This is a genomic window from Rhodopirellula sp. JB055 (genome assembly GCF_043100905.1).
Classification (GTDB): Bacteria; Planctomycetota; Planctomycetia; order Pirellulales; family Pirellulaceae; genus Rhodopirellula.
In genome coordinates, this window is record NZ_JBICHO010000177.1 from 1 (window position 1) to 8,390 (window position 8,390).

Annotated in this window: 5 protein-coding genes and 1 pseudogene; all 6 read right to left on the minus strand. The window is 56.4% G+C overall.

Translation table 11 applies throughout. The features are described from left to right. A pseudogene (locus tag ACF8AM_RS07230) lies at positions 1–240 on the minus strand (V-type ATP synthase subunit D); the annotation flags it as partial. A 6-nt stretch (positions 241–246) separates the two neighbouring features. Next, positions 247–1,599 carry a V-type ATP synthase subunit B gene (locus tag ACF8AM_RS07235; protein ID WP_392554981.1) on the minus strand — a complete coding sequence of 451 codons (1,353 nt, stop codon included), beginning with the start codon at positions 1,597–1,599 and terminating at the stop codon, positions 247–249. Positions 1,600–1,634: 35 nt separating this feature from the next. Then, positions 1,635–4,715: an efflux RND transporter permease subunit gene (locus tag ACF8AM_RS07240; protein ID WP_392554982.1), complete on the minus strand. Its 3,081-nt coding sequence runs from the start codon at positions 4,713–4,715 to the stop codon at positions 1,635–1,637. Between the two features lie 106 nt (positions 4,716–4,821). Then, positions 4,822–6,087, minus strand: coding sequence for an efflux RND transporter periplasmic adaptor subunit (locus tag ACF8AM_RS07245; protein ID WP_392554983.1), 1,266 nt, complete (start codon positions 6,085–6,087; stop codon positions 4,822–4,824). A gap of 21 nt (positions 6,088–6,108) precedes the next feature. Continuing rightward, complete coding sequence (locus ACF8AM_RS07250; protein WP_392554984.1) at positions 6,109–7,674, minus strand: hypothetical protein; 1,566 nt, start codon at positions 7,672–7,674, stop codon at positions 6,109–6,111. Positions 7,675–7,795: 121 nt separating this feature from the next. Further along, positions 7,796–8,390 (minus strand): DUF4440 domain-containing protein (locus ACF8AM_RS07255; RefSeq protein WP_392554985.1); only part of this gene is annotated, 595 nt, incomplete at its 5' end.

Genomic DNA, 8,390 nt, shown 5'->3' on the forward strand with positions numbered 1-8,390 from the left:
CATTTTCACCAAGCCACTGGGATCCAATTGCTCATCCGCGAGCATCGGCAACTCTTGTCCGATCCGCGTTTCGAGTTCATCCGCGGTTGCAATCGCGGTTTCGAGTTCAGCCTGCGCTTTCTGGGCTTCGACGGTGAGCTGGCGACGCTTCAGATCCAGAGACGGCAGCAGCTTCGTGTACAGCTTCAATTGCTGTTGCTGTTGCTGAAGTGAATTTTTGCTGAGTCGCAGTTTGGCCATCCCGCTCTATTCCTCGCTGGCTTGTGATGGAACGGTGAGCTTGGGAAAGTACTTGTCGATCAGATGTTGTTTCATCAACAACTCCTGTGGATCAAAGCACTCGGCAAGCGTTTTCCAGCAAAGGTCAAGGGCTTCGGTCACACCCATCGAAACGCTGATGTCCATGAATCGCTCACGGAACAGAACGCCAAACTTCAGCAGTTTCTCATCGAAGGATGACAACTCGAATGCCATCGCCTGTTTTCGCTGAGCTTCGGCGGCCTCGGAATAGAAGCGGATCATTGTGTTCATGATCTGCGAATGATCTTCGCGTGTTGATTTGCCGATGACGTGTTGCTTCAACCGCGAAAGCGAACCGAAGGGATCGAGGATGCCACCGTGCAAGTAGAACTGCCCCTCGGTGATGTAACCGGTGTTGTCGGGGACGGGGTGAGTGACATCGTCGCCGGGCATCGTGGTCACCGTCAAAATGGTGACCGAACCAGCACCTTTGAAGTCACACGCTTTCTCGTAACGCTGAGCGAGTTGTGTGTACAAATCGCCCATGTACCCACGGACCGCTGGGATGCGTTCTTGAGCGACACCGATTTCTTTCATGGCATCGGCGTAAGCGGTCATGTCAGTCAACAACACCAGCACGCGTTTGTTCTCTTCCACCGCGAATTTTTCGGCCACCGCCAATGCCATGTCAGCGACCAACAATCGCTCGACCAACGGATCGGATGCTTGATTGACAAACATCACTGTGCGGCCGAACACGCCATGTTCTTCAAACGCCGTTCGAAAGAAGTGGTAGTCGTCAAAGATCAGTCCCAAACCGCCGAACACCAGCACATCAGCATCCGCCTGAAAGCCGATCCTGGCCAGCAGATTGTTGTGAGGCTCGCCCGCAACTGAGAAGATCGGAATCTTTTGGCTCTCGACCAAACAGTTGAACAGGTCGATCATCGGCACGCGGGTTTCGATCATCTTGGTCGGCATCACGCGCATGACAGGATTGACTGTCGGACCACCGACCTTCACATGCGGGTCCCCCGACAAATCAGGGCCACCATCCATCGGCTCGCCCGACCCGCGAAAGATTCTGCCGAGGATGTTCGGTGAGTAAACCACGTCCAACTGTCGTCCGAGAAAACGGACGGTGGCATCTGTCGAGAGTCCCTTGCCACCGGCAAACACTTGCAAGCTGACCAGGTTTTGATCCAACCCAATCACACGCGCGAGAGAGACTTCACCATCGGTGTTTTCGACTTCTGCCATATCGCCAAGTGCAACACCTGTGGCTCGCAAGCGAATCACATCGCCGACAATTTGTTCGACTCGGGTGTGGCGTAGCAGTTGTTGTAAGTGTGCAACCATTTTTGATTCGGTCCCTTCCGGACGTTGAGTGCGGATCAAGCCGATTCCTGGGGAGTGTCTTCAGGGGAAATTCCGTAGAGCAGCGCGTAGAGTGTCGGCACCATCACCATTGTCAACATCGCTCCAACGATCAGGCCAAAGAAGATCGTCACCGCGAGAGCCACCCAAAAGACGTCTTGTAGCATTGGCAAAACGCCCAGCACGGTTGTCCCCGCCGCATTGATGACGGGACTCAATCGAGTGACTGCCGCTTCGACAACTGCGTTGTAGGGAGTCAGCCCACGACCAAGATTCGCGTTCACCTCATCCAGCAGAACCACGACATTCTTAATCATCATTCCCGACAAACTCATCGCACCCAACAAAGCGATGAATCCAAACGGTGTCTGCGTCAGCAGCATCCCGCTGGTGATCCCAATCATCACGAATGGGATCACGCCAATGCAGATCAGCATGGGACGGAAACTGTTAAACAGTGCCACCAAGATGAACAGCATGACGACGACGGCGGGCACGATGCCAGGTGTCAGTGCTTCCTGGGACTGCTTCGCACTCCAGTACTCCCCGTCCCAATCCAATCGGTAACCCGGCGGCAGATCGAGCGCATCAAACTTTTCCAACACCGCGTTGCGGAGTGTTGGAGCTGTCACATTGTTGGGGGAACACTGCACGGTGATCGCTCGGCGGCGGTCCCAACGCCAGATGATTGGATCCTCCCAGGGAACTTCGATACCGTCGATGACTTGTGAGACCGGCACCGCGTTGGGTGAGAGCTTGGGGGTGACTTGCAGTTCGTCCAGTGATGTTGCAGCGCGTTCTCGCTCCGATTCCACGTTCCGCGCAACAATTGGAATCAGGTCATCCTCTTGGCGGTACTGACCGACGACGACTCCATCGGATGAACGCTTCATCACGCGAGCCAGATCGTCACGTGAGACACCTGCCCAGCGGGCGCGTTCCTGATTGTATTGGGGAGCCAGAGCCTGAACCCGTTCGCGCCAATTGACACGCACTTCCTTGGCCAGCGGTGTCTCTCGGAGAATTTCGGCACCTTGTTCGGCCAGGCTTCTCAGTGTGTCAGGATCCGCATTAGCGGGACCACTGAAACGAGCTTCGATTTTCCAGTCGTCAAACGCCCCGACCGCATATTTGCGAACCCGTACCATCGCTTCGGGACAATTCTCTTTCACCCAGGCGTCGGCATCCGCGACCAGTTGGTTCACGCCGTCAAGCGAGTTTGTGTTGACGATCAGTTGGGCGTAAGAGGTATAAGGGTCTTCTGCACTGACCGGCAGATAAAACCGTGGCGGGCCTTTGCCAATGAATGCACTGACCGAAGTGGTGGCGTCATGGTCAGAAACGTATTCCTCGATCCGCTGTAGATTTGCATCGGTTTGCTGGATGCGAGTTCCTTCGGGTGCCCAATAGTCGATCATCACCTGCAAACGACTGGAATCGGGAAAATACAATTGTGGCACCCATCGAAATCCAACCATGGATACGGCCAGCAATCCCACCATGCTGCCCAAAAACAGGATCCGATACCGAATCGTGAAGCCCAGCAAGCGACGGAATTTCTGATAGAGCCCGCCTTGATAGGGATCCGCCGATGGTTGTCCGGCTTTTGGGCTCGGCAACATTGCCATGCACAGCAGTGGCGCGATCGTTTGGCAAAACACCCAACTCAATAGCAGCGAAATCGCAACGACCGTGAACAGGCTTCCGGCATATTCACCGGTGTCGTAGGTCGACGCAAAAATGGGAAAGAACGCCATGAAGGCGACCACGGTCGCTCCCAACAACGGAATGGCGGGCGCACTGGCCGCTTCGATGGCTGCCTGCTTGCGATCCATGCCTTGTGAGATCCGCACCATGATGCCGTCGGTCACCACAATTGCGTTGTCGACCATCATTCCCATTGCGATGATCAAGGCACCAAGCGAGATCCGGTGCAGATCAATTCCGAGGATCGACATCACAATGAAGGTCCCCAGAATCGGGAACACCAAACCGCTGATACCGATGATGATCCCAGGCCGAATGCCCATCGTCAGAGCCAGTAGAGCCAGAACGATGGCAACCGCTTCGATCAAACTGACCATGAAGGCGCGAATTGATTCGCTGACCTGGTCGGATTGCCACGAGATGCGTTCGACATTGATACCGACCGGCAATTCAGCCAACAGCTCGTGGATCCGGCCATCAATCCGTTGGCCAACTTCGACCACGTTCTCGCCCGACGCAGGAGCGATTGCTAATCCGATTGCTTGCCGTCCGTTGTGCCGAAGCATGTGGCTGGGTGGGTCGACGTAGCCGACATTCACCGTCGCGATGTCGCGAATGCGGATGATTTCGTTTTGGCCGTCGACGACACTGGTGACCGCGAGTTCGCCAATCTCTTCTGGTGTGCGGAAGGCGCCGGTTGGTGCCACGCGCAGTCGCTGTGTTTGGTAGTCGACGTGCCCTGCGTCAACAACCATGTTTTGTGACTGCAGCGTTCGAATCAGTTGTGCCGGAGTCAGGTTCAGTTCCGCCAACTGGGCTGAGGACACATCCAGGTAAATTCGCTTGTCTTGGACGCCCCACAAATCGACGCGAGCGACGCCTTGGACGACGCTCAGTTCCTTTCGCATTTGCTTGACATGGTTTTCCAGTTCGGCATAGCTGAAGCCATCGCTGCTGACGGCCAACAGAAAACCAAACACATAGCCAAAGTCATCGCCGATTTGGGGCTTTCCGGCGCCGGGCGGGAGCGTGGGTTCGACGTCGGCCACTTTCTTCCGCAGCACATCCCAGACCTGCGGCAAACGTTCCGACCAATAGTTGCTCTTGATGTCCACCTTGATGATGGAGAGGCCCGCTCGTGAATTGGAGTAGATGTTCTTCAGCTCCGTCATTTCTTGGAGCTTCGTTTCCAATCGGTCCGTCACCTCCAATTCCACCTGCTCCGCGCTGGCACCTGGATAGGTCGTCGTGATCGCAGCCGTTTTGACAGAGAATTCAGGGTCCTCCAACTGACCGAGTTGGAAGTAGCAGAAGATGCCACCCAAGACGATCAGCGCAATGCCGAAGTAAGTGATCGCGCGTTTCTCGATGGATATCTCTGCCAGATTCATTAATCCTGTCATCAACCTCAAGGAAAGAACTTCATGTGACCGGTGTTTCAGGCTTGGGACCAAGGTCCCAAGCGTTGTTTTGCGTCGCAGTTGTTTGAGTCACCTCCTAGGTGCCTAGCAACTTGACCTTTTGTCCTTCACTCAGTGAATTCACTCCCGAAGTGACCACTCGCTCGCCAGCTTTGAGTCCCTCGACGATCTGGATCCCAACCGGTGTTAATTCACCAGCGGAGACTTTGCGACGGACAACCGTTCCAGTGTCTTCCTCGAAGACCCAGACAAAGGTTTGCTCATCGTTCTCTGGCGCAGTGAACACGGAACTGGGAGGAACGATCAGATCCACGGTTTCTGGTTGGTCGTCTTGTTCGGGATGGTTTCGAACGGTGGCAGCCATGCCAGGCAAAATCTTGGCATCCTCTGGTTGGCTGACTTGAACCGTGACGGGATAGGTCCGAGTGGTTTGAGAGGCTTCTCGACCGATTTTGGTGACCTTGCCAAGGAAGTCGCGATCCCCCAAGGCATCGAAGCGGCACGCCACTTCTTTCACCTGCGGCACAATGCCGATGAGAGACTCAGGAATCTGGACCGTGATTTCAATTTCTGAGATGTCGACCATTCGAACAATCGGTTGTTTGACCTGGACTCGCTGAAAGTTGTCCACGAAGCGGGCGGAAACTTCGCCGTCAAAAGGTGCCACCAACGTCGCATCGTCGAGCTGGTTTTTCGCCGCTTCCACGGCGGCTTCCAAGGCTCGAATTTCCGCACGCTTGGCTTCGATGTCTTCTTCGCGAGCGCCAGCCAAACCGATTTTCAAGGCTTCCTTGACATCATCGATTTCCGCTTTGGTGCGTTTCTTACGAGCGAGTGTGATGTCAAAATCGGATTGCGAGACGGCACCACTTTTCAGCAACCTTTCGCTGCGATTGTGTTCGGCCACCGCTTGTTCGTACGAGGCTTCTGCCTGAACGAGCTCCGCTTCCATCTGCGCGAGTTCCTCGGTTCGAGCACCACGTTGCATCGCCGACAAGTTTGCTTTGGCACGATCCAAGTTGGCTTGGTTGCTGGCCAACGTCGTCTCAAAATCCCGGGGATCAATCGCGGCGATCACATCGCCTTTTTTGACGACCGAGCCCACGTCCACGGGGAGCGACACAAGTGGTCCCGAAACATCGAACGAAAGTTCAACATCGTTCTTCGCGGATGCACGACCGGGAAACTGACGACCGCTGATCACGTTCAGGTCCCCGACCTGGATCGTGCGAACTGGGCGCACCGGGACGCTCTTCTCTGGTGACTCAGAACATCCCGAGACCAAAGCACACATTACTAGAAACAGGGTTCGCACCTTCATGGCTCGGATCTTTCTTCTCATTTGCAGCATTGATTCACTCCATCATTCCGATTGGCCTGGAAGGGCGTCTTCACTTTGAGGATCGTCCAACCGCACCAGGAGCCATTGCTGAGTCGTGCCGTCAGCAAAATGAACCAGCGCCGGTGCGGTGTCCTTGGTTAGGTTGACGATGCCGGTTTCCATGATTGGACGAGTCTTCCCAACCACGTTCCAGGCGGAACGCTGTGACTCCTTGTCCACCATGCCCTCAATGGTCTGAGTCGTGTCGGTGGTTTCGTCATTCAGCGTTCCGGAAAGGATTCCCTGCTTGCTGAGCACCAACTGCAAAAACAGTGTGGGTTCTGGCCCCGACTCCTGTCCGTCCGGTGTCACCGCGAAGACACCCAGCGGCATCCAATCCGATTCTTCGGTGGGGTCTTCTGTCGCAACCGCGTCCAGTTCCGGCGCACTGGCGATGATAGCTTCGGCTTGTTGTGCGTATTGCTCTTCGGTGGCGATCACTTCACCATCGCTGTAGACCATCCCGTCCTGGTAGTAGATGTTCTCGCCATAGTTGTAGTAGATCGGTTCGACCCATCCATAATCGACCCAACCCGTGACCCCGCCCCACGCGGCCCAACGAAACGGACGCGAGATCGCCCAAGCACCCCACAGCGGATGATCTGACCAAAAATCGCGGATGGGCGTATCGTCGATCTGATCGCGAATCTCATCGCGTCGCTCCTGGCGGATCTCTTGCCGGTCACCTCGATTTTCGATTCGTTCCGGTCGATTGCCAGCAAGTGGTCGATCGCCAATGTCCGGTCGCTCACCGCCGCCTGGACGATTTCCGATGCCCGGTCGATCTCCAGCACCAGGTCGATCTCCAACACTGGGGCGATCTCCAACACCGGGGCGATCTCCGCCCGGGCGATTGCCGTTGCCTGGGCGCTCGGCTGGCAGTGTGCTTGGCCGCGGCCCCGAGTCACGGAGAAAGTCTCCTGCCACGCTTCCCGCGATTCCGCCTGCCACGCCGCCAGCGATTCCGCTGCCTAAGTTGTCCCGCGGTGATGATGGCAGTTGGCTGGGGCGCGCGCCACCAGTGGACGGCAAATCAAGAAAGTCTCGAACATCGCCAGCACTGGGACGCCCACCTTGACTGGGTCTTCCGCCTTGGCTGGGCCTTCCACCTTGGCTGGGACGCGTGGCGGGACCGGGCCGCGAGCCAGATCCGGGACGTGAGCCGGCACTTGGAAGCGTTCCTGCACTCGGACGTGAACCACTGGGCGAAGAAGGACGTGAGAGTCCGGATGAGGGCCGCGAAACGCTGGGGCGTGTGCTGATGCCCGGGGACGATACACCTGGTCGTGGCGCGCTGGTCCGTGGGACGCTGGGGCGTGGTGTGGGTCGTGAATAGCTTGGCATCGAAGGACGGCTGACCGAGGGTGTGCGACTGATCGAGGGTGAGAAACCACCACCGCGATATCCGCCACCACCACTGAAGCCTCCACCGCCGCGAGAAAACCCGCCTCCGGCGCGACCTCCTCCCCGGCCTCCGCGAGCGAGAGCATCAGCAGCACCCCAGAGGCAAATCGCGACTATCGCGATGAACATGCATGCGCGTTTCATCAGATTTTTTCCGTTGGCGACAAGGTTTGTTGGCAAGAAGGTTGTCTGGCGATGGTTGGCACCGAATCGCAAGGCATTGAAATCGGATCACGATCATTGATCGAAGCAACGTTGCACGGAATCATTGGCTCGGCCCTGTTTGCTTGGCCACCACGACCTCATCAACGTTGGGCAGCAACTCGCCGTCCACCATTCGATCGATTGATTGCCAAGTGAACACGTTGTCGTTGATGTAGGTCATGACATTGGTTGAGCTGGACTTGCTTCCGTCGGGCAAGACGCCCGAGGATCGAATATGCCAAGCGTTGTCGTGTTGGCTCCAAACGCCTTCCCCAAAGCCCCCGTCGGAGTCAAAGACCCAGGATCGGATTTGTTCCGAGGCGGAATCCCACCCGATGATCTGCATTCCCGAGTGCTCCACTTGGTCGCCGACCGTGATCTCAAACAGTTGAGTGATGAACGCGCGGTTTTTGGTCCACCGATAGTTCGATTCGATCCGAGCGTTGTCGTCCTCATCGATCCAAGTGCCGATCAACCATTCCAGTTTCGCCAGGTGGTTCGGGCGAGAGACCGGAATCGCGACCACTTCTTCGCTAACTCGGTCTAGAAACCACGCACGGTGGTGTTTGAAATAAACCGCTTGATAGGCGGTTTGCTCGGGATCTGCCCCTGGAGGGCTCACGATCGCGGCGCGTTTTTCTAAGGCGACACCCGGC